This is a genomic window from Burkholderia contaminans (genome assembly GCF_029633825.1).
In the GTDB taxonomy this organism is placed as follows: Bacteria; Pseudomonadota; Gammaproteobacteria; order Burkholderiales; family Burkholderiaceae; genus Burkholderia; species Burkholderia contaminans.
This window is the reverse complement of sequence record NZ_CP090640.1, coordinates 3,140,053-3,161,762: the sequence shown is the minus strand read 5'-3', so window position 1 is coordinate 3,161,762 and position 21,710 is coordinate 3,140,053. Positions and strand designations below refer to the sequence as shown.

The 21,710-nt window shown below is 65.0% G+C and carries 22 protein-coding genes; 14 read left to right on the top strand and 8 right to left on the bottom strand.

What is annotated here, in order from left to right:
* Window positions 1–45: 45 nt before the first annotated feature.
* Window positions 46–987, bottom strand: a complete 942-nt coding sequence (locus tag LXE91_RS14725) for a LysR family transcriptional regulator (RefSeq protein ID WP_039357828.1) — start codon at window positions 985–987, stop codon at window positions 46–48.
* Between the two features lie 122 nt (window positions 988–1,109).
* On the opposite strand from LXE91_RS14725, the gene LXE91_RS14720 reads away from it, so the two are divergent.
* From LXE91_RS14720 to LXE91_RS14710, 3 genes are all read left to right on the top strand, one after another.
* Window positions 1,110–2,126, top strand: a complete 1,017-nt coding sequence (locus tag LXE91_RS14720) for a zinc-binding alcohol dehydrogenase family protein (RefSeq protein ID WP_039357830.1) — start codon at window positions 1,110–1,112, stop codon at window positions 2,124–2,126.
* A gap of 159 nt (window positions 2,127–2,285) precedes the next feature.
* On the top strand, window positions 2,286–2,837 hold the full coding sequence (locus tag LXE91_RS14715) for a DUF6013 family protein (RefSeq protein WP_039358009.1): 552 nt from the start codon (window positions 2,286–2,288) through the stop codon (window positions 2,835–2,837).
* Window positions 2,838–3,077: 240 nt separating this feature from the next.
* Window positions 3,078–3,551, top strand: a complete 474-nt coding sequence (locus LXE91_RS14710) for a PliI family lysozyme inhibitor of I-type lysozyme (RefSeq protein ID WP_039357833.1) — start codon at window positions 3,078–3,080, stop codon at window positions 3,549–3,551.
* A gap of 41 nt (window positions 3,552–3,592) precedes the next feature.
* On the opposite strand, the gene LXE91_RS14705 is transcribed toward LXE91_RS14710, so the two are convergent.
* Window positions 3,593–4,396 carry an ABC transporter permease gene (locus LXE91_RS14705; protein WP_039357836.1) on the bottom strand — a complete coding sequence of 268 codons (804 nt, stop codon included), beginning with the start codon at window positions 4,394–4,396 and terminating at the stop codon, window positions 3,593–3,595.
* Entirely contained in the window at window positions 4,393–5,094 is a 702-nt protein-coding gene (locus LXE91_RS14700; protein WP_039357839.1) for an ABC transporter ATP-binding protein, read from the bottom strand. Before LXE91_RS14700 ends, LXE91_RS14705 begins: the two co-directional genes overlap by 4 nt.
* A gap of 152 nt (window positions 5,095–5,246) precedes the next feature.
* Here LXE91_RS14700 and LXE91_RS14695 point away from each other — a divergent pair, with 152 nt between their 5' ends.
* Complete coding sequence (locus tag LXE91_RS14695) at window positions 5,247–7,535, top strand: AsmA family protein (protein WP_039357842.1); 2,289 nt, start codon at window positions 5,247–5,249, stop codon at window positions 7,533–7,535.
* 6 nt (window positions 7,536–7,541) lie between these two features.
* Here LXE91_RS14695 and LXE91_RS14690 read toward each other — a convergent pair whose 3' ends face one another.
* On the bottom strand, window positions 7,542–7,994 hold the full coding sequence (locus LXE91_RS14690; RefSeq protein ID WP_039357845.1) for a lipocalin-like domain-containing protein: 453 nt from the start codon (window positions 7,992–7,994) through the stop codon (window positions 7,542–7,544).
* Window positions 7,995–8,164: 170 nt separating this feature from the next.
* Here LXE91_RS14690 and LXE91_RS14685 point away from each other — a divergent pair, with 170 nt between their 5' ends.
* From LXE91_RS14685 to LXE91_RS14650, 8 genes are all read left to right on the top strand, one after another.
* Window positions 8,165–9,757 (top strand): ABC-F family ATPase, encoded by a 1,593-nt coding sequence (locus LXE91_RS14685; RefSeq protein ID WP_039357848.1) that lies wholly within the window; start codon window positions 8,165–8,167, stop codon window positions 9,755–9,757.
* A gap of 484 nt (window positions 9,758–10,241) precedes the next feature.
* Window positions 10,242–11,069, top strand: coding sequence for a hypothetical protein (locus LXE91_RS14680; protein ID WP_076841597.1), 828 nt, complete (start codon window positions 10,242–10,244; stop codon window positions 11,067–11,069).
* On the top strand, window positions 11,066–11,860 hold the full coding sequence (locus LXE91_RS14675; protein WP_046197062.1) for an FRG domain-containing protein: 795 nt from the start codon (window positions 11,066–11,068) through the stop codon (window positions 11,858–11,860). Before LXE91_RS14680 ends, LXE91_RS14675 begins: the two co-directional genes overlap by 4 nt.
* Window positions 11,861–12,519: 659 nt before the next feature.
* Window positions 12,520–13,269: an FkbM family methyltransferase gene (locus LXE91_RS14670; protein ID WP_039357850.1), complete on the top strand. Its 750-nt coding sequence runs from the start codon at window positions 12,520–12,522 to the stop codon at window positions 13,267–13,269.
* Window positions 13,270–14,262 carry a phosphotransferase enzyme family protein gene (locus tag LXE91_RS14665; protein WP_039357853.1) on the top strand — a complete coding sequence of 331 codons (993 nt, stop codon included), beginning with the start codon at window positions 13,270–13,272 and terminating at the stop codon, window positions 14,260–14,262.
* 1 nt (window position 14,263) lies between these two features.
* The gene (locus LXE91_RS14660; RefSeq protein WP_039357856.1) at window positions 14,264–15,142 is read left to right on the top strand and encodes a 4Fe-4S cluster-binding domain-containing protein; all 879 of its coding nucleotides are present in this window, start codon (window positions 14,264–14,266) and stop codon (window positions 15,140–15,142) included.
* Window positions 15,139–16,200 (top strand): asparagine synthase-related protein, encoded by a 1,062-nt coding sequence (locus LXE91_RS14655; protein ID WP_039357859.1) that lies wholly within the window; start codon window positions 15,139–15,141, stop codon window positions 16,198–16,200. The genes LXE91_RS14660 and LXE91_RS14655 overlap by 4 nt, the downstream gene beginning before the upstream one ends.
* A 6-nt stretch (window positions 16,201–16,206) precedes the next feature.
* Window positions 16,207–17,415 carry a glycosyltransferase gene (locus LXE91_RS14650; RefSeq protein ID WP_039357862.1) on the top strand — a complete coding sequence of 403 codons (1,209 nt, stop codon included), beginning with the start codon at window positions 16,207–16,209 and terminating at the stop codon, window positions 17,413–17,415.
* Here LXE91_RS14650 and LXE91_RS14645 read toward each other — a convergent pair.
* Window positions 17,372–18,061 (bottom strand): cephalosporin hydroxylase family protein, encoded by a 690-nt coding sequence (locus tag LXE91_RS14645; protein WP_039357863.1) that lies wholly within the window; start codon window positions 18,059–18,061, stop codon window positions 17,372–17,374. The two genes, LXE91_RS14650 and LXE91_RS14645, sit on opposite strands and share 44 nt — an antisense overlap.
* Before the next feature lie 25 nt (window positions 18,062–18,086).
* On the opposite strand from LXE91_RS14645, the gene LXE91_RS14640 reads away from it, so the two are divergent.
* Window positions 18,087–19,052: a phosphotransferase gene (locus LXE91_RS14640; RefSeq protein WP_039357865.1), complete on the top strand. Its 966-nt coding sequence runs from the start codon at window positions 18,087–18,089 to the stop codon at window positions 19,050–19,052.
* Window positions 19,053–19,064: 12 nt separating this feature from the next.
* Here the strand turns inward: LXE91_RS14640 and LXE91_RS14635 are convergent, their stop codons facing one another.
* Together LXE91_RS14635 and LXE91_RS14630 are read right to left on the bottom strand one after the other, a co-directional pair.
* On the bottom strand, window positions 19,065–19,640 hold the full coding sequence (locus tag LXE91_RS14635) for a polysaccharide deacetylase family protein (protein WP_039357866.1): 576 nt from the start codon (window positions 19,638–19,640) through the stop codon (window positions 19,065–19,067).
* 85 nt (window positions 19,641–19,725) lie between these two features.
* A complete protein-coding gene (locus tag LXE91_RS14630) occupies window positions 19,726–20,274 on the bottom strand; it encodes a hypothetical protein (RefSeq protein WP_039357867.1) in 549 nt (182 codons plus the stop codon).
* Window positions 20,275–20,559: 285 nt separating this feature from the next.
* On the opposite strand from LXE91_RS14630, the gene LXE91_RS14625 reads away from it, so the two are divergent.
* Complete coding sequence (locus LXE91_RS14625; RefSeq protein ID WP_039357868.1) at window positions 20,560–21,039, top strand: YjjA family protein; 480 nt, start codon at window positions 20,560–20,562, stop codon at window positions 21,037–21,039.
* A 129-nt stretch (window positions 21,040–21,168) separates the two neighbouring features.
* Here LXE91_RS14625 and LXE91_RS14620 read toward each other — a convergent pair whose 3' ends face one another.
* Window positions 21,169–21,534 carry a hypothetical protein gene (locus LXE91_RS14620; protein ID WP_039357869.1) on the bottom strand — a complete coding sequence of 122 codons (366 nt, stop codon included), beginning with the start codon at window positions 21,532–21,534 and terminating at the stop codon, window positions 21,169–21,171.
* Between the last annotated feature and the right edge of the window lie 176 nt (window positions 21,535–21,710).

Here is a 21,710-nt window from a genome sequence, read left to right as displayed (position 1 = left end):
CACGCGGCGGTCAGGGGCGGATCGAAACCGCGTGCGGCGCGGCGGTCATTGCCCGTCCGCGCGATCCCAATACGGCGGATCGCCGAAATGCGCGGCCAGGAACGCGATGAAGGCGAGCGTCTTCAGCGGCACGTGCGCGCGGCTCGGGTAGACGGCCCAGATCGCGATGTCTTCCGCGAACGGATAGTCGTCGAGCACCGTGACAAGCGCGCCGCTCGCGAGCAGCGGGCCGACGTCCCAGGTCGACTTGATCGCGATCCCGAAGCCGTCGACGAGCGCTTCGCGGATCGCCTCGCCGTTGCTCGCGACGAGCCGGCCGCCCACCCGCACGGTGAGCGGGCCTTGCGGCGTGGCGAACGACCAGTCGCGCTGGTCGCCGAGGATCACGCATTCGTGGTGCGCGAGGTCGGCCGGATGGCGCGGCGTGCCGTGTTCGGCGAGATACGCGGGCGAGCAGCACAGCACGCGGCGGTTCGCGGCGAGCTTGCGCGCGACGAGCGTCGAATCCTTCAGCGCGCCGAGGCGGATCGCGACATCGTAGCCGTCGTCGACGAGGTCGACGATCTCGTCCGACAGCCGCAGGTCGAGCGACACGGACGGATAGCGGCGCAGGAACGCGGGAATCACCGGTGCGACATGCTGGCGGCCGAACGACGACGACATCGACACCTTCAGCCGCCCGTACGGCTCGGTGCGGCCGTGGCCGACCGACGCGCGCGCGGCATCGGCGGCCGACAGCAGCGTGTCGGCGTGCGCCATGAAGACTTCGCCGTCCTGCGTGAGGCTGATGCGGCGCGTGGTGCGGTGCAGCAGCCGCGCGCCGAGCTGGCGTTCGAGCTGCGCGATGCGCGCGCTCGCGACCGCGGCCGACACGCCGAATTCACGGCCGGCCGCGGTGACGTTCGCGAGCAGCGCCGCGCGCACGAACAGCGCGACGTCGAGCAGGTCGAGCGGCTTGTCGGGGGCCGGAATCGGGTCGGACGTCATTATTCTGAAATTCCTGAAAATGTTTCAGGAAATATAGCGCTTTTCTCGAAGGATCGGGTTGCCTACGATGACGTTCATGGGGCTGCGCCGCGGCCCACAGGATTTCCTGAAGGAGTGTCGTGATGAAAGCCGTTGGACTGACCCGTTATCTGCCGATCGACGACCCGCAAGCCCTGCTCGACGTGGAGCTGCCGCAGCCCGTGCCGGGCCCGCGCGACCTGCTCGTGAAGGTCGAGGCGATTTCCGTGAACCCGGTGGACTTCAAGGTGCGCGCGCCGAAGCCGCAGGTCGAGGACACGCCGCGCGTGCTCGGCTGGGACGCAGCCGGCACGGTGGTCGCGGTCGGCGCCGACGTCACGCTGTTCCGGCCGGGCGACGAAGTGTTCTACGCGGGCAGCATCACGCGGCCGGGCGCGAACAGCGAATTCCATACGGTCGACGAGCGGATCGCCGCGCTGAAGCCGCGCACGCTCGATTTCGCCGCATCCGCCGCACTGCCGCTCACCGCGCTGACCGCATGGGAAGCGCTGTTCGACCGGCTGCGTGTCTCGCCGCAGGGCGCGGACGCCGGCAAGTCGGTGCTGATCATCGGCGGCGCGGGTGGCGTGGGCTCGATCGCGATCCAGCTCGCGAAGACGCTCGGCAAGCTGCACGTGATCGCGACCGCATCTCGGCCGGCGTCGGCCGAGTGGGTGCGCTCGCTGGGCGCGGACGCGGTGGTCGACCATTTCGGCGACCTGCCTGCGCAGCTGCGCGAGGCCGGGCATCCGGACGTCGACTACGTGCTGATTTTCAACGATACGGATCGTCACTTTCCTGCCGCTGCGGAGGTAATCCGGCCGCAGGGCGGCATTTGCACGATCGTCGAGAACGACAAGCCGGTGCCGGTCGAATTGCTGAAGGCGAAGAGTGCCGCGTTTCACTGGGAATTCATGTTCACGCGCGCGATGTTCGAGACGCCGGACATGATCGAACAGCACCGCATCCTCGGCGAAGTCGCGCGGCTCGTCGACGGCGGCACGCTGCGCACCACGGTCGGCGAGCAGCTCGGCACGATCAACGCCGCGAACGTGCGGCGCGCGCACCAGTTGCTCGAGGCCGGGCGCTCGATCGGCAAGCTCGTGCTGAGCGGCTTCTGAGCCGGCATCGCGCGTAAGGTTGCGGCGCCGCGAACGCAAGCGGGGTAACACCCGATGCGTTTGCGGCGCATTGCATGCCGCTTGGCGGTAGACTGGCAGCGCATCATGCATCGAAAACCGTGCGGCACGCGCGTGCCGCCGCATACCAAGGAGGTCAGCATGAGCCAACGCAGCTTGTCAGTCGCCGCATCGTGGTCGGTCGTGTTCGTGGCGGCGTGCGTCAGCGCGAGCGTATTCGCGGCGCCGCCGGTCAAGGGCAGCCTGAAGGGCGGCGGGACCGGACAGCTCGAATACACCGTCAAGGTCGACTCGAAGACCTTCGGCAATACGCAGGAGACCCGCAAGATCCGCTCGGGCGAGACGGACGACTTCAACTGGAAGTCGGTGCCGCCGAGCGGGGCGGTCGCGATGCCGGACGGTTGCCCGAATGCCGACAGCCTGCCGCGCGACGAGAACGGCGCGATGGTGCGCCAGACCCAGGTGCGGCTCGCGCCGTCGATCGACGCGAAGGGGATCGCCAACGTGCAGTTGAGCTTCCAGGCGGCCGCGCCGAAGGGCACGCGCAACGTGACGGCCGGGGGCAAGTCGCTGCAGTGCCCGGACGTCGTGTCGGTGAGCCAGGTGAAGTGGGTGTCGATCCCGACCAACGGCGGGTCGAAATCCGTCACGATGAGCGACGGCACGAAGGTGACGGTGTCGATCAAGCGTTGAACGGTGTGCGCGGGCCGGCGTCGGACCAGGTGCGCGCGCAACGGATTCGATTTGCGGTACCACGCGGCGACACGTGACCGCTTCGTGTCGCCGTCACGATGCTTTCTCGCGACCTGCTTCAACGGCATGGCAGCCGTTCGTCGCTCGCCGTGCGACAGCATCGCAAAGCGGCCTGCGTGACGTCATGCGAATGTCACGCTATGCTCGCCCGCATCATCACCTTCCTGTCACGACATCCCGATGAAATACCGAATGCGCGCGCTGTTGTGTGCCCTTGCGTTCGTCGCCGCGCACGCGCACGCGGCCGACGATTGCGGTTTCGTGAAGAAAGTCGAGCTGCCGTCGCGGCAGCAGGTGGCGGTCGTGTCGAGCGGCGCGCTCGAACCGTGCTCGACCGGCAGCTACGCGGTGCGCGTGTATTCGACCGCGCATGCCGCCCCCGGCTTCGATACCGACGATTACGTGACGGGCACGCTGCATGCGCGTGACGGTACGGTCACCGATGCATTCACGGCCGACCTCGGTGCACGTGCGCCGCAGGCGCTCGTCGTGACGACGCGCTCGGCCGGCAGCGGCGGCTATGTCGGCGCGCAGGCCTATGTGACGACGCCGCGTGCGGTAAGGCTCGTCGCGTCGGTCGACGGGCTCGCGCCGGACGCGGACATCCCGGCTGCGTTGCGGCAGGCGCTCGGCAAGCGCCGCAGCGCGCGCTGACCGGCGAACCGCGCGAACGTATCGCGCGAGCGCGCCGCGTGTCAGTGCGCGCGTTCTTCGAGCCGCGCGGCGAGGAAGCGGTGATCGGCCGAGAACAGCCGGCGATAGGTCATCAGCACCGCGCCGACCGTGCCGAGCGCGGAGGCCGCGGCGATCAGGAACATGATCACGATCTGGTAGCGCACGGCCTGCAGCGGCGACTGGCCCGCCAGCACCTGGCCCGTCATCATTCCCGGCAGGCTCACGACGCCGACGACGGCCATCTGGTTCAGCGTCGGCAGCATGCCGGCGCGCACGGCCTGGCGTGCAGCGTCCTGCGCGGCTTCCCAGCGCGTCGCGCCGAGCGCCAGCGCGGTTTCGACGCGGTCGCGGCGCGCCGTGAGTTCTTCCATCATCCGTTCGACACCGAGCGACACGCCCGTGAGCGTATTGCCGAGAATCATCCCGAGGATCGGAATCGCGTATTGCGGCGCATACCAGGGGTGGATGCGGATCACGACGAACAGGCCGACCGCCGCGACGAACCAGCTGCTGAACCAGATCGACGCGATGCTGTCGATGCGCTGGCCGCGATACGTGCGCTTGCCGCGCCCCGCGCCGGCGAACCCGGCGATCAGCGTCATCAGCGCGGTGAGCGGCAGCACGATGTACCAGTGAGGATGACCGAACACCCAGCCGAGCACGTAGCCGATCGCGAGCAACTGCACGACGGTGCGCACGGCCGCGAGCGCGAGCTTGCGGCCGAGGCCGAGCGACAGGGCCATCGAGATCGCGCCGTTGACCGCGACGAGCGCGGCGGCGATGCCGACGTCGACGAGGCTCAGGTCCTGCAGTGCGGGGCTCATTGCGTGGCCTCCGTCGGGTTGGCCGCGTGCATCACGCCGGCCTGCATCACGAGCCGCATCGTGCCGATCCGCGCGGCCTGGGCCGGATCGTGCGAGATCCACATGTACGCGCGGGCGTCGGGCGCCGCGTCGAACCACGCGCCGACGAGCGCCTCGATCGCGCGCGCCGATTCGGGGTCGAGCGCGGAGGTCGGCTCGTCGAGCAGCAGCACGTCGGGATCGAGCTGCAGCACGCGCAGCAGCGCGGTGATCTGCGCTTCGCCGCCGGACAGATCGCTCGCGCGCTTGTCGAGAAAATCGGGGCCGCGGCCGGCCTGCGCGGCGAGCGCTTCGGCGCGCGAGCGGTCGAACGCAACGTCGCGGTAGATCGCGAGCGAGTACGGATAGCGCAACTGCGCTTCGACGGTGCCGTCCATCTGGGCGGGGCGCTGGCGCACGTAGGCGACGCTGCGCCGGTAACGCGGGATCGCATTGCGCCGGATCCGTTTGCCGCGCCACAGGATGTGGCCGCCGTCGAGCGGATCGAGCAGCGCGAGTGCGCGCAGCAGCACGCTCTTGCCCGACCCGGACGGCCCGGTGATAGCAATTCGCGATCCCGCTGCGAGGCTGAAATCGGTCGGCGCGAGCAGGGTCTTGCCGCTGCTGGCGTCGCGCCGCGTGATGCGCTCTGCATCGATGAGGCCGGTGGGGGCTGTCATGTCACAAATGAAAAAAAGCGTTAATGGCGCCGAAACGTCACCATGGCGTGCGTCATAATACCGATTGAAAAGCCGCGGGTGTCGTGCGCCGTTCGTCCACGCAAGCGGCCCGGCATGGTGCGGCAACATTTCAGAACAACAACGGAACCGCCATGACGCTAGCCCGAGCCATCGGCAAATCGGCTGCATGGATCGTCGGTATCGTCGCGGTGCTCATCGCGGCGGCCGGCGTCTTTCTCTTTATCTTCGACTGGAACCGCGCGAAGCCGTGGGTCAACGAGCAGGTCATGGCCGCACTCGGCCGCCCGTTCGCGATCAACGGCGACCTGAAGGTCGGCTGGCGCCGCCCCGACGGCGAAACCGGCTGGCGCGCATGGGTGCCCTGGCCGAGCTTCACGGCTACGCAGCTCGAGATCGGCAACCCCGACTGGGCGAAGATGCCCAAGTTCGTCACGCTCGATGCCGCGCACTTCGATCTCGCGATCCTGCCGCTGCTCGCGCATGAAATCGTGATCCCGTCGATCGACGTCGTGAATCCGGCCGTCGACCTCGAGCGGCTTGCCGACGGCCGCAACACGTGGACCTTCCAGTTCAAGCAATCGTCGCAGCCGTCGCCGTGGAAGGTGCGGCTCGACAGCTTCGGCTTCGCGAAGGGCACCGTCACGTACCGCGACGCGATCACGAAGGCCGACCTGACCGTCGCGATCGATACGCTCGGGCAGCCGATTCCGCTCGGCGACGTGCTGAAGGAGCAGGAGCAGACATCGCGCGCGGCATCGGCGCAGCGTGTCGGCAAGCATGGCGCCGCGCAGTTGAGCGCGAAGGCCAACGCAGAGGCCGCGTCGAGTGCTTCCGCCGCGCAGGCTGCGAGTGCGGCGCCAGCCACGGGTGTTTCGGCCGGGTCTGCCGTGGCGCCGGCTTCGTCTTCCTCGTCCACCGCTTCGGCATCGGCTGCTGCTGTCGCGTCCGGCGCAAGCAGCGTCGCGGCGCCCGCGAAGCCGTCCGGCCCGACCTACGCGTTCGGGCTGAAGGTCGACGGCCGCTACAAGAACGTGCCGATCAGCGGCACCGGCAAGCTGGGCGGCGTGCTCGCGATCCAGGACGCGTCGCGGCCGTTCCCGTTGCAGGCCGACGTGAAGGCGGGCGACACGCGGCTTGCGATCGTCGGTACGCTGACCGATCCGATGCATCTCGCGGCCATCGACCTGCGACTGTGGCTGCAGGGCACGTCGATGTCGCACCTTTACCAGCTGACCGGCATCACGCTGCCCGATACGCCGCCTTACGCGACCGAAGGCCGGCTGATCGGCAACTTCAAGCGCAAGGCCAGCACCTTCCGTTACGAGAACTTCAACGGCCGCGTCGGCGGCAGCGATCTCGGCGGCACGCTCGCCTACGAGCAGCGCGAGCCGCGGCCGAAGCTGTCGGGCGAGCTCGTGTCGAACCTGCTGCAGTTCTCCGATCTCGCTCCGGTGATCGGCGCGGATACCGCCGCGAGCAAGGCCAAGCGCGGCGACACGACGAAACAGCCGCCGGGCCGCGTGCTGCCGGTCGAGACGTTCCGCACGGACCGCTGGCGTGCGCTCGACGCGGACGTCAAGTTCACGGGGCGCAAGCTGGTCAAGAGTTCGGACCTGCCGATCACCAACCTGTACACGCACATCGTGATGACGGACGGCGTGCTGTCGCTCGAGCCGCTGCAGTTCGGCGTCGCGGGCGGCACGCTGGCCACGACCGCGCATCTCGACGGCAGCGGCGCGCCGCTCAAGGGGCGCTTCACGGTGGCTGCGCGGCACCTGAAGCTCAAGCAGTTGTTCCCGGCGCAGAAGGTCATGCAGTCGGCGCTCGGCGAGATCAACGGCGATGCGTCGCTGTCGGCGACCGGCAACTCGCCGGCTGCGCTGGCCGCCACGTCGACCGGTGAGGTGAAGGCGCTCGTGACGGATGGCCGCATCAGCCGCCTGCTGATGGAAGCGGCGGGGCTGAACGTCGCGAACGTCGTCTACGAGAAGCTGTTCGGCAACAACGACGTGAAGATCAACTGCGCGGCGGTCGACTTCGTCGCGACCAACGGCATTCTCGACCCGAAGGTATTCGCGCTCGATACGGACGACGCGCTGATCAACGTCGACGGCCCGATCAGCCTGCGCGACGAAACGCTGAACCTGAAGATCCATCCGCACACGAAGGGTTTCCGGATCTTCTCGCTGCGCTCGCCGCTGTACGCGAAGGGCACGTTCAAGAACCCGGACGTCGGCGTCGATGCGGGCGCGCTTGCGCTGCGCGCCGGCGCGATGGTCGGCCTCGGGCTGATCAACCCGTTCGCGGCCCTGATTCCGCTGATCGCGCCGAGCAACAACCGCGACGTGCCGTGCTCGGAGCTGTTCGGTCAGATGAACGCGAAGGCGGCGCAGCGGGCGGCGGCGAAGGCCGGCAAGTGACGCGCGTCAGCGGCTTGCGCGCTCCCACAGCAGCACCGCGTCGACTTCCCGGCCGTCGATCCGTATCGGTGCGGCGGTGCCGAGCTGCAGGCGATCGCCGTCGAGCCTGACGGCGCGCTGCTGGACGTTGCCGATCCAGTTCGGGAACAGGCTGACGTCCATTGCGTGGGTCAGCGTGCCGTCGTCGGCAACTTGAAAGGGGCCGGAATAGGCGATGTAACCGCCGGCGGCGGCCGCGCGCTCGTCGGCGGTGCCGCCCTGCAGGTCGCCGTCCGCGTAGGGCGGCCGGCCGGCGGCCATCAGCTGGGCGGACATGTAGCCGTCCGGCGTGTACAGGATCCAGCCGCGCGCGTCGCGGCCGAGCGGGTAGGTGAACGCGCTGCCGTCGCGCGGGCGGATTTCGTAGGACACGAGGCGCCATGCGCCGACGAGTTGTTCGCGAAGCTGGCTGGCAAGCATGCGGGATTCCGGTAAGACGGCGGTGGGGCGCGTGCCGTCGTGTTGGCGGGCCGGTCGGGCGGCGGCCAGGGTGCTGGAAATGCGCTGCCGGAACGGCGTGGTCGGCAGTTTCTCCGACACCTGCTAAAATACACGGTTTTCCGTCGATTTCTCCTTTAACGGGACCTGCCGTGCTTTCTACTGCCAACATCACGATGCAATTCGGGCCGAAGCCCTTGTTCGAGAATATCTCGGTCAAATTCGGCGAGGGCAACCGCTATGGTCTGATCGGCGCGAACGGCTGTGGCAAGTCGACGTTCATGAAGATCCTCGGCGGCGATCTCGAGCCGAGCGCCGGCAACGTCGCGCTGGAGCCGAACGTGCGTCTCGGCAAGCTGCGCCAGGACCAGTTCGCGTACGAAGACGTGCGCGTGCTCGACGTCGTGATGATGGGCCACACCGAAATGTGGGCCGCCATGACCGAGCGTGACGCGATCTACGCGAACCCGGAAGCAACCGACGACGACTACATGCACGCTGCCGAGCTCGAAGGCAAGTTCGCCGAATACGGCGGCTACGATGCCGAGGCGCGCGCGGGTGCGCTGCTGCTCGGCATCGGCATCGAGGAAAAATTCCACAACGGCACGATGAGCGAGGTCGCGCCGGGCTGGAAGCTGCGGGTGCTGCTCGCACAGGCGCTGTTTTCGAAGCCGGACGTGCTGCTGCTCGACGAACCGACCAACAACCTCGACATCAACTCGATTCGTTGGCTCGAGCAAACGCTCAACGAGTACAACTCGACGATGATCATCATTTCGCACGATCGTCACTTCCTGAACTCGGTGTGCACGCACATGGCCGACATGGACTTCGGCACGCTGAAGGTCTGGCCGGGCAACTACGACGACTACATGCTCGCATCGGCACAGGCGCGCGAGCGCCAGGCCGCGGCGAACACGCGTGCGAAGGAGCGTGTCGCGGAACTGCAAGACTTCGTGCGCCGCTTCTCGGCGAACAAGTCGAAGGCCCGCCAGGCGACGAGCCGTGCGAAGCAGATCGACAAGATCAAGATCGAGGAATTCAAGCCGTCGTCGCGCCAGAACCCGTTCATCCGCTTCGAGTTCGAGAAGAAGCTGCACAACGTCGCGGTGGTGGCGGAAGAGATCACGAAGAAGTACGAACGCACGATCTTCCAGAACTTCAACCTGTCGGTTCAGCCGGGCGAGCGGATCGCGATCATCGGCGAGAACGGCGCGGGCAAGACGACGCTGCTGCGTTCGCTGCTCGGCGCGCTCACGCTCGATCACGGCACGGTGAAGTGGTCCGAGAACGCGAATGTCGGCTACATGCCGCAGGACACGTACGAGGAGTTCCCGAACGACATCACGCTGATGGACTGGATCGACCAGTACCGCAAGGACGGCGACGACGAAACGATGGTGCGCGGCACGCTGGGCCGCCTGCTGTTCTCGTCGGACGACATCAGGAAGTCGGTGAAGGTGCTGTCGGGCGGCGAGAAGGGCCGCATGATCTGGGGCAAGCTGATGCTCGGCCGCCACAACGTGCTGCTGATGGACGAGCCGACCAACCACATGGACATGGAATCGATCGAGTCGCTGCAGATCGCGCTCGAGCAGTTCGAAGGCACGCTGATCTTCGTGTCGCACGACCGCGAGTTCGTGAGCGGGCTGGCGAACCGGATCATCGAAGTGCGTACGGATGGCACGCTGTTCGACTTCGGCGGCAATTACGAGGAGTTCCTGACGAGTCAGGGGCAGGAGTAAGTGTCCTGAGGGCATGAAAGTCTGACTGAACAGGTTCCGCGCCTGACAGTTGATGCTCCAAACAGCCCGCTGGGTGCAAACCTAGCGGGTTTTTGTTTGCCTACGAAAAGGCGCTTCTCCTTCCGGGTGATGGCCGTCAGGATGCCAGAATTTCGTGTTCTGGCTAGAGGAACCACCTTTTATCTAAGTACTCCAAATTGAGTGCTCTACATAAAATTATCGTAATCGCGCAATCGTTCGGCTGACTTTCATAGAATTTTTCGATTTCTTTCGAGGGGCATGTCTGGCATGCGTGGTCATCGCATGTGGTGATTTCGCGATATCGTATATTTCCTGTCTCCGAAGGAGGCGGTTGTATGAGCAACATGAAATTGAGAGATGGATCGCCGCGCATATGGTATGTTCACGCATAAACATGGCGAGAGGCTTCGGGGAATGTAATCGCCTTGCGTCAATCGGATAGAACATACATAAAGATCAAAGCATGCGTCCTAGTGAATATCACCTCTACCGAATCAAATTTATCAAGCCCGCGCAAGTGTCATTGTTTGATCCGGGGATAACGCCTCGAGAGTTGTTTGAGCGTGGGTTGGGTGAAAAGCCGTCGTTGGAGCTGCGGTATAACAATATTTGGCACATTGGGAATATTGAAAACATTACTGCGGATGCGGGTAGGTTTGCGATAGGTAGGATCACGAGGACGACAGTAGAGAAATATGACGAGGGTACTGGCGATTTTCAGGAAATGCTTGATGACTCCGGGCCGTACACATTTGTCTATTTTGATGCGAGTCTAGGGATTTTGGGGGTTGGGCGAAAGGCGCGCGTCGCTAATGATGTAGACGTAATTGCAAAGAAGATAGGGCAATTGATTCAGGATACGACGGCTGTTGTGGAGACGGGAGTTCACGTGCGTGTCGATAAGATTCGTGATCCAGAAGGATTCATCCAAAAAGTTTTGAGCGCCTATGCGATCAAGAGGTTTAAGGCAAATTTTACAGGACCTAATCCCATCGATGCGGATGAGCTTTTTCAAAAGCCGATGTCTTATTATTGTCAACAGATGAATGGGGATCAGGGGAGCGTCTCGGTGGCCGGGACGGCGCTTAACGAGGAAACTGTAGTTGCTGTTGCGAAATCAACGGCAGCTACTGGAAATGCAGCTTCTGCGGTAATTCAAGAGGAGCGTGGGCGACCGACGATCTCTATTTCATTGCATGGAGATGCTAGGAAGGTAGTGGTTGAAAGTGACGTAGATAAAGAAACGACACTGCGCTTGATTCAGGTTGCGTATCGAGAGGTTCGAGAATGATTGTAGAAAAACGTGTCGCCTCAATGGAGGAGTTGGGGTGCGAATTAAACGCCTTGCCAAATCCATACATTTTTCGCGGTCAAGCGGACGCTGCTTGGGAGTTGGAGTCATCTTTGGAGCGGGTGTTGGGGGATCGTTGGTCCGCTGATCTGGCAAGAAAGTGTGAGGATTATTCGCTTAATTCATTCAAGTCGAAATACAGGATATATTGTGGTGGTGAGCATCGTCCTGAATCGAAATTGGCTTGGCTGTCGGTGATGCAGCATTATGGTGTGCCTACTAGGCTGATTGATTTTACTACGAGTCCTTATGTGGCGCTTTATTTTGCGCTTGAGACATATAATCCGAGGTTGGGGCGAGATTTTTCAATATTTTATCTAAATTATACTGACTTGATGGATAGGTCGATTGATTATATAAGGGGGCGTGATAGGTTGTTTAGGGAGGATAGATTTTCTATTTTTGAGAAGCAGGATTCAATTTTTGAGGAGGTTATAGATCGATACTCCTATGATATTGCTTGGGTTTCTGAGCCGATTGAGGCTAATCTTAGAATAGACCGGCAAATGGGGACGTTCCTGATATCGGGTGGTCTCAATAAAAAAGTTAGGGATATTCTCTCTGAGAATGTTTACTCGGGGGTGGATGCGGTAAAGATAACTGTCCCGAGTTCGGTTTATGAGGGGGCGACGGTGGCGTTGAGGAAGATGGGCATAAATTCAAAAACAATATATGGTGATCTTGGTGGGTTGGCTAAGTCAATAAAAATGGATTTGAGTGCTCGCGTTTAGTTTGTGGGTTATGGCTTGTTTTGGATGTTTTAGTTGTTGTTTTGTGGTTTTTGGTGTGCGTTTTTTCGGGAGTGGTGCGCTGAAGCGATGGTGTGGCTGAATGGTTTGTCGATATTTCTGTGACCCAGAATTGGCACTTTGATGTGCTCGAAAAATAGTTTTTGGCGAGAAATTTAGAGATTGATGTACAGCTTGCGGATTTGTTTGAGACTACCTTGGCGATATCTTGTTTGGTGGTGGATTTCTCCGCGGCTTTGTCGGTATTGAGCGTTTTGGGGTGAGTAGGTGGCCACGAATCTGACTTTAAGTATTCTATTTGTGTCAATGTTGAACGATACTTACTAAGAAATCAGATTGGATAGACGGTCCCGCGAGCGTGAGCGGGCTGGCGAACCGGAGCGTCGACGTGTGCGCGGACGGCATGCTGTTCGACTTCGGCGGTAAATGTGAGAAATTTATGACGAGTCGCGGGGCAAGAGTGAGTGCCCTAACGTGTCCAGTCGCGCGTCACGGCCATTCAAGACGGAGCCGGTGCCCATAGATTGTTTCCGCTCCGGTGACGCCCGGCAGTGTCGCGATTCCCGTTTCCTCCCGTCAATCGACTTCGGGTAAATTACGCTCCGGATACACCCTCAATTCCGACCCGGAGCCCCCCCTCGATGCAGGACCATCCTCTTCCGCTCGATCTATCCGGCCTTGCGCCAAGCCTCTATGCACAGGGCACCGAGGAAGGCATCCTGTCGCGCCTGATGGAGCGGATCGCGCCGACCAACCGCTTCTGCGTCGACATCGGCGCGAGCGACGGGCTGCGCAACAGCAACACCGCGCGGCTGCTGCGCGAACGGGATTGGTCCGGCGTGCTGGTGGAAGGGAGTGCGTACCGCTTCGGCAAGCTGGCCGCCCACTACGCGGGGGTGGACCGCGTTCGCTTGCACCACGACCGCATCCAGCCCGACACGATCGACACGTTGCTCGCCGATGCGAACACGCCAGCGGACTTCGACCTGCTGTCGATCGACATCGACGGCAACGACTACTGGGTCTGGCGCGGCCTGCGGGCATTCCAGCCGCGTATCGTCGTGATCGAATACAACCCGTACTACACGCCGCCCGAGCGTTGGGTCATGTGCTTCAACCCGGACCACGAATGGGACGGCTCGACCTATTACGGTGCGAGCCTCGAATCGCTCGTTCATCTCGGCCGGCAGAAGGGCTATGAGCTCGTCTGTTGCGACGACATGGGCAACAACGCGTTCTTCGTGCGGCAGGACCTGTATCCGCTGCTCGGCATCGCGAACAACGATCCCTCGGTGCTGTTTCGTCCGGCGATGTACAAGGTGCGCTACGTCGGACACAACACGTTCCTGAGCGGTCATCCGTATCGATACGGCCCGGCCGAGCACATCTGAATGGACTCGCTCGCCGCGACCTTCGACGAGATCCGCGCGGCCTACGCGCTGGGCCGCATCGGGCCGCCGCGCCAGGCCGGCGAACGCGTGTGGCACCTGCCGACCGATGACGGCGGCGTAGCGGTCAAGCTCTACGCGCTCGAACATCATGCGCGTGCGGCCAAGGAAGCGGCCGTGCTCGCGCACTTCGAGAGGCACGGCGATACGCGCTTCCGTGTGCAGGCGCTGAAACGCACGACGTCGGGCGCATCGCTGTGGACGGGCCACGGCTCGCACGCGATGCTGACGCGCTGGGAAACCGGCCGCTTCAGAACCTACGACACGTTTTCGCCGGCCGAATGGGATGCGCTCGGGGCGAGTCTGGCCGCGTTGCATCTGAGTCTCGAGCAGCTTCATTTGCCGCAGCTCGACACGATCCGCGCACGCCTGACCGCGATCGACGCGGACGCAGTGCGCCGCAGCCTGCACGACGCACTGGACCGCGCACGCGGGAACCACGCCGCCGACGACCTGCGCCGCTACGTCGATCTCGCGTTGCGCATGCTCGACCGCTACTATCCGGGCAGCATCGACGCGCTTCCCGCCGACGATCCGCAGCATCCGATCCACAACGACTACAACCAGTTCAACTATCTGTTCACGGGCACGCTGCCGCCGCTCATCCTCGACTGGGAAGCGTCGATCGGCGCGCCGCGTGAATACGAGCTGGTGCGTTGCCTGAACCATCTGCCGCTGGAGGCACCGCATCTGGCGGAAGCATTCGTGCTGGCCTATCGGCGGACCCGGCCGGTCGATCCCGCGCGGATTGCATGGGCGGTCGATGCCGCGTGCGTACAGCACGCGCTCAAGCTCTGGATCGTGCAAGGCTGGCTCGACGAACCGTCGCGCTTTGCATCGCATCTGAACGGCGCGGTGACGATGGCGTCCGCGATGGTGGATGCGCGCGACCGTCTGGTCGATTTCTTTTCCCGTTGTGTGGAAGCAGGACGCTGATGTGAATGCGAATCTGAACCGGATGCCGAATCCGACGCCGCCCACCGAGCGGCAGCATGTGTTTCCGCCGCCGCTGGATCGCGATTACCGCGTCGAAGACGGGCGCGTGCTGACGCGCTCGCTGGAAGCGCATATCGTCGATCACTGCAACCTGACCTGCGCGGAATGTTGCTCGCTGTCGCCGCTGCTGCCCGAGTGGTATGCGAGCCCCGAATCGATCGAGGCCGATCTGCGCCGCGCCGCGAAGGTGCTGCGCCCGCGCATGTTCAAGCTGGTCGGCGGCGAACCGCTGCTGCATCCGACGCTCGTCGAACTCGTCCAGCGCGTGCGCGCCACCGGCATCGCGCCCGTGATCTCCGTCACGACGAACGGCCTGAAGCTCGGCGAGATGACCGATGCGTTCTGGCAGGCGGTGGATGCGCTGACGATCTCGCGCTATCCGAAGCCGGCGCTGTCGTCCGACCTGGTCGCGCACATCGAGCGCCAGGCCGCGCGCTTCGACGTGCGCCTGAACTGGAAGGTGCAGGACGTGTTCACGACGATGAACCGCGCGCAGCCCGGCACCGATCGAGACGAAGCGCAGCGCCTTTATCACGATTGCTGGATCCGCGAGCGCTGCCATATGATTCGCGACGGCATGTTCTACACGTGCACGCGTCCGGCGCATTTCCATACGCTCTACAAGGGCGAGAAGGATTTTCGGTCCGACGGCCTGCCGCTGCGCGACGCCGCCGGCATGCTCGACGCGATGCTCGCCTATCTGCAACGCGAGGCGCCGCTCGAAGCGTGCCTGCATTGCCAGGGCGGCAGCGCGCCGGTGGCGCCGCATCGCATCCTCAAACGCATTGAAGTGGACTCCTTGAAGGCTCGTTATCCATGATCGTCGGCACGCGCGACCCGTTCGGCTTCGACCGGCTTCACTACCACCCGCGCAGCGGTGCGGCGGCGTCCGGCATCCGGGCCGTCCTGCACGCGTCGGGGCAACTGGCCGGCGAGCCGGATGCGGCGGCGATCGCGGGTTACCTGAGCGGCGAGCGGCTGGTCGGCCGCACCGTGTTGCGCGACGTGCGCGCGGTGCCGCCCGGTCATGCGCTGATCCGTTCGCCGCAAGGGCTGATCGTGCAGCCGGCACCCGCGCAGCCGCGGCACGCCGATCTGGAAACCGTGCTGCGCGCGTCGCTGCAGCGTGCGCTCGACAGCGGCAAGCGGGTTGCGCTGGCGCTGAGCGGCGGGCTCGATTCGGCGCTGCTGCTCGCGTTGCTGCGCGAACTCGGCGCGCAGCGGCACGTGACGTCCTACGTCCTCGTGACCGACATGCCTGACTATTGCGAACGCGATGCGGCACTCGAACTGGCCGCGCAGATGCAGGCGAACGTGAAGATCGTGCGCGTGAACGAGGCCGATTTCGTCGCGGCGTTGCCGAGAACGACGCATGCGGTCGAGGAGCCGATGTTCAACCTGCATCCGGTCGCGAAACTGCTGCTCGCCGAGGCGATGGCCGCGGACGGCGTCGAGGTGGCCATCACCGGCGACGGCGCGGACCAGGTGCTGCGCCGCGATCAGTCGGCCAACTATCTGCCGCTGTGCCATGCGCTGTTCGATGCGGCGTCGGTCGACCTGCATCCGCCGTTCGTCGACGATGCCGTCGTCGCGCATCTGACGAGCATCGCACCCGATCCGGACAAGCAATGCCTGCGCGATCTCGGCGCGCGCCTGAACCTGCCGGACCGTCTCGTGCACGGCCCCAAGCGCGGGCGGCTCGCCCCGGCGATGGACCTCGCGGCGCTGCTCGATCGCGACCGCACGCACGCGCTGGCCGACACGCTCGGTCTGCCCGCACCCACGCTGCAGGCGGATACCGAACGCGTGCTGTGGACGACGCTGTCGCTGATCCTCGATCATTTCCGCCACCTCGATGCCGCGCATCGCCCAACCTAATCGTTCATGAAACGCATCCTGTTCTGCGTGGTGCCCGAAAAGGGGCACGTCAATCCGTGCATCGGCCCGGCCCAGCATCTGCGCACCGCGTGGTGCGACGTCGCGTTCTATGCGCCGGCCGATATCAGTGCACAGCTCGACGGTGCCGGCGGCTTCGAATGCGTCGGGCCGAGCGAAACGCCCGAGCGCCACGACCTGTCGCGCGGCGCGAGCTTCGCCGCGAACATTCGGGATGCGGACTGGCTGCGGCACTGGATCCGCACGCTGCTGATCGATCTCGCCCCCGCGCAGGTGGACGGCATCCGCGTGGTGCTGCGCGACTGGCGGCCCGATGTGGTCGTGATCGATCCGCTGCTCTATGCGGCGGCGATCGCGGCGGAGCTGGAAGGGCTGCCGTGGGTCTCGATGTCGAATTCGCTGAATCCAGTGCTGCCGGACGATCTCGATTCGGAACTGCTGCGCACGGTGCGATGGCTCGAACCGGAACGCACGCGGCTGTTCGCGCGCCACGGGCTCGACGCGCGTTTTCGCGGTTGCGACATCCTCTCGCCGCACCTGACGCTCGCGTTCACGACCGACGCGCTGGTCGGTGCGCCGCCGCCCGGCGTCGAGCTGGTCGGGCCGGCAATGCCGTCCGGCCCGCGCGGCGACGAGACGCCGTTCCCGTGGGAACGCCTCGATGCGGATCGTCCTCTGGTTTACATGTCGCTCGGCAGCCAGCTTTACTACCATCCCGACGTGTTTGCGAAGGTCATCGAGGCGACGCGCGCGACGTCGGCGCAACTGGTGCTGTCGGTGGGCGAACTGGTCGATTCGGATCTGCTGCCGGCCGACGACGGGCGTGTGATCGCGGTGCGTTACGCGCCGCAGCTGGCGCTGCTGCAGCGCACGCACGCGTTCGTCAGCCACGGCGGCGCGAATTCGGTGATGGAGTCGCTTGCCTGCGGCGTGCCGATGCTGCTGTCGCCGTTCTGCAATGACCAGTTCCATTCGGCGCACTTCGTCGAGCGCGCCGGCGCGGGGTGCGTGCTGGATCTGCAGCAAGCCGGCGTGGCGGATATCGCCGAGGCGCTCGAACGCCTGTTGCGGCCCGGGACGTTGCGCGACCAGGCGGCGCGGGTCCGCGCGAGCTACGCGGCGCGCGACGGTTCGGCCGAGGCGGCCCGCCTGATCAGCGCACTCGCTTCAGGAAACCGCCTGGCGACAGCGTCATGAGCACGCGGTCCTCGATGTCGTAGTCGACCTCGAAGCGGTCGTCGCGAGCGAGGAATTCATGCGTGGCGGTGGCCGGGTTGTTGCCTTTGCCGTACGGCTTGCCGTCGAACATCGACGCGGGCAGGTACTCCATGATCGTATCCATCACGATCGCGTAACTGCCGGGCGTCACGAGCGGTGCATAGCATTCCAGTTCGCGCAGCACGTGCGCGTGGGTGTGCGTGAGATCGAGGATCGCCATCACGCGTGCGCCTTCATCGATCTGCGCACGCACCGATGCGAGCGTGTCGGCCGCGCATGATTCGCCTTCGATCAGCGTCATGCGGTGGGCGAGCCGGTGCGATTGCAGGCGCTGCCTGACCTCGTCGCGCAGGCGCGGCTCGATCGCGACGACGCGGCCGCTGTCGCCGGCCAGTTCCAGCATCGACGCGGAGAATACGACACCGCCGCCCGCCGCGATCCCGGTCTGCACGATGCAGTCGGGACGCTCGCGCCAGATCAGCTCCTGGAGCGCGAGCATGTCGCCGGGCAGGTGGAAGAAGCGCTCGCCGAGCCAGCGCGTCTGGAACAGATGGTCGAATTCGGCAGCACGCGTCAGCCATTCGATATTGATGTCCCGCATGCGGGCCGAGGGACGCTCTGACATGGTCAATGCAACGAGTAGGAGTGACGTGAAAACGCTGGAACCGTGGCTTCACCGGTACTGGAACATCGGGCCGGCGCACCTGCAGGCGCTGGCGTCGGGCCATACTAACAAAACGTATCTCGTCGAGTGCGATGCGGGGCGCGCGGTGCTGCGCGTGTCGTGGCCGGGCAAGGCGGCCGAGCAGGTGCATCGCGAGGCGGCGATGCTCGGTCATCTCGGCCACTCGCGCACGGCACCGAGGCTGCCTGCGCTGCCGAAGCTGCGGCCGACCGTGGACGCACAGTCCGGTGTGCAGCTGCCCGATGGAAGCTGGCTGCATCTGTTCGAGCCTATCGCCGGCTGCCCCGGCCTGCCGGACGATGCGGAGGCGGGCGCGATCGATGCGATGCGTGCGCTTGCGCATCTGCACGCGGCGATGGCGGCGATGCCCGTGACCGAATCGGCGCCGGTGGCCTGGCTGTCTGCGCGCCACGCACGTGTAGCGGCGCGAGCTGCGCCGTCGTTGCCGGGTGACTTGAGCGGCCACTACGAGACGATGATGCGTCGGATCGGCGCACATCTCGACGCTGCCGCGCATTGGCTGACGGGGGCGGCGCAGTGGCTGCACGGCGACTATCACGCGGGCAACCTGCTGTACGTGGGGCACGCTGTGAGCGGCGTGCTCGATTTCGACGATGTCGGGCAGGGCGTGCAGTGGCTCGAAGCGGCCTTTGCGCTGTTCGCGCTGTCGCGCGATGCGGGCAGGGATGATCGCTTCGTATTCGATGCACGGCGCTGGGACGCCGGCCTGCAAGCCTACGCCGCGACGCGGGCCGATGACGTGCCGGACTGGATGCACGACCGCCGCGATGCGCTGATGGCCCTGTTCTGCGCGGACCAGACGCTGATCCATCTCGAAGCTGCACAACGCGGCCTGTGGACACCGGGGCCGGGCATCGGCTTTCTCGGCGGCTGGCGGCAGTTGCTCGATGGTGCGGCGCCGGTACGTTGACCGGCGGCTTCGTCAGCGCGGCCGCTTCAGGAACAGGCGCACCGCTTCGACCGTATTGGGCCGCGCCTCGCCGTGCCGCGATCCGTCGTGCATGCAGAACAGCACGTCACGTTGGCGTGCCGCGCTGCCGTCGACATGTGCACACATCGCGTCGAACAGCGCTTGCGGCGACGGCGCCGGCCGTTGCCAGTCGTCCAGTATCGCGGTCCAGCCCGTGTGTTCGCGCTGCAGTCGCGCCAGCACGCCGGCGCGATTGTCCTGCGGCATCAGTCCGTAAGGCAGGCGCAATGGAATCGTGTCCGGAGCCGGAATGCCGGCGCGGCGATAGGCTTCGTGGATCAGCGCGTCGGTCGTCTCGATCTCGTCGATCAGTGCATCGTCCGCCAGCGCGCCGGGCTTCGCGTGCGAATGGGTGTGATTGCCGAGTTGGTGGCCTTCGCGCGCCATTCTTGCCGCGACATCGAGCGCGCCTGCCAGATTCTGGCCAAGCAGGAAGAAGGTCGCCTGGCAGGACGCGGCGTGCAGGACATCGAGCAAGAAGGGTGTCGAGGGACCGGGCCCGTCGTCGAAACTGAGGCGAATGGACATCGCGGGTGGGTGCGCCGTTCAAGGTGTACCGGAGGAACGATAGCGCAAGTCGCGGCGAGCGGCGGCCGGCGCTCTCATCGGTCGGCTACTGGAGCGGCTCGATCGCCAGCGGACAGGTGCCGATCCGACGCAACTGCTTGCCGGTCCATTCATAGAAGAACCGGGCGGCCTTCGCGCTGTTGTCGTCGCAATCGTCGTTGAAGCAGCCCGCGACGATCAGCAGCCTGCTGCCGGGTCGGAAATCGACACGCTCCTCGTCGTTGCCCATCACGCCGGCGATGGCCTGCACGCCGGGCATCGTGTACGTCGCGCCCGTGTACTTGTCGACGATCGCGAAATTCCGGCAATCCGTTCCGCAACCCCAGATCGCAACCCGGTAGTGGCCGGCAAAATTGGCCGGTTGCCTGAATTCGTCGCGAATCACGGTGCGGTAGAGGCGGGTTTCCCGGGTGGTCAGGCGGGGCGCCGCAGCCGGCTTGCGTGGCGCGCTCGCGGTGGGTGCCGGATAGCGGTCGAACGAAGGCGACGGGCATGCGGCGGCGGCCGCGGCCGTCGCGGCGCGAGCGGTGCCGGCGCCGCAAAGCAGCGCGGCCGATGCGCCTGCGATCAGCAGAAATCGATGGGCGAGCAACACGCGAGCATCCTTCAGGTTCGGGTTCGTGATCGGGCCGGAGGGTCCGAACGGCCGGCGACGACGATTCTATGACGCTTCACGCGCGCCGGCGACCCGGCGCAGTGATCGCGAGCCTGCGTCAAACCGACGCTCCGCACACGGCCCGCCGTCAAGCTTTGTCAAATTGTGGCGATATCACGATGCCTGACGTTTCAGGCCGCCTTCGAAGGCTGTCATGCACGGGTTGATTGAGTATTCTTGGATTCGATCCGCGGCACGCATGCCGTCACAACCGGGAGGCTTCACATGAATGCACGTCTATACCGCGCGACCGTTGCCGGCGCGCTGATCGGATTGCTCGCGCCGTTTTCGGTGGCGCATGCGCAGCTGGGCGATGTCCTGAAGCAGGTCGGCGGCGGTGGCGATTCAGGCGGCAGCGCGGGCGGCGCGCTCGGCAATCTCGGCGGCCTCGGTGGTGCATTGACGGGCGGCGGTGGTGCGTCACTGATGCCGGGGAGCACCGGCAACGTCGCCGGCCTGCTGCAGTTCTGCATCCAGAACAACTATCTCGGCGGGGCATCCGGCGGCGCGTCGTCGGTGAAGGACGCGCTGATGGGCAAGCTCGGCGGCAGCGCATCGTCCGACAGCGGCTATACCAGCGGCGCGAGCGGGATCCTCGATGCCGGCAACGGCAGCAAGCTCGACCTGAGCGGCGGCGGCCTGAAGCAGCAGGTGACCAAGCAGATCTGCGACAAGGTGCTGACGCAGGCGAAGTCGCTGCTGTAAGTATCGCGGTGCGTGGCGGCGCAGGGGGCGGTGCGACGCGTACCGCGCCCGTCGGTCATCGCGACTGCCACGCGCATCGACAAACAGACGGGCGGCCGCGCGATGCCGCCGCGGCCCGCACGCATGGACTCAATCGGCCAGCCGCTTGTCGGCGAGCGCCTTGCAGCAGTCTTCGTAGACCCATTGCACGAGTTTCGCCCGATAGTCGAGATCGTCGGTATCGACGATTTCCTCGACCGCGTCGCGCGCCCATGACGCATCGACGAACCCGGCATGCCGCTTCGCGATGTCCTGCGCGAGCGCCGCGAGCTTGGCGACGGCCAGCCAGTCGGCCTGGCGATGATGGCGGTCGAGCCAGCGGTGCGCGGCCTGGACCTGGAACGCGGCGTCCGGCCACGATTCGTTGAGGTAAAACGCGCCGAGATTGCCGCAGGTGAGCCAGCAAAGCAGTTCCAGGCGGTCTTGCGAGCCGAGGGTATGGGGTGCGTCGGACATGGCAGCGCTCACGAAATACGTCGATTCCGGGCGGCGCCGGTTGCAACGGGCCGGTGCCGATAATAAAAACATAGCACGATGCGGGCCCGACCGCGCACCCGGGCGGATGCTGACATGGTGGTGGCGAGACGGACGCTGCGCCGGCCAGGATCGCCGACGGCGAAGTGAGGGGGCGG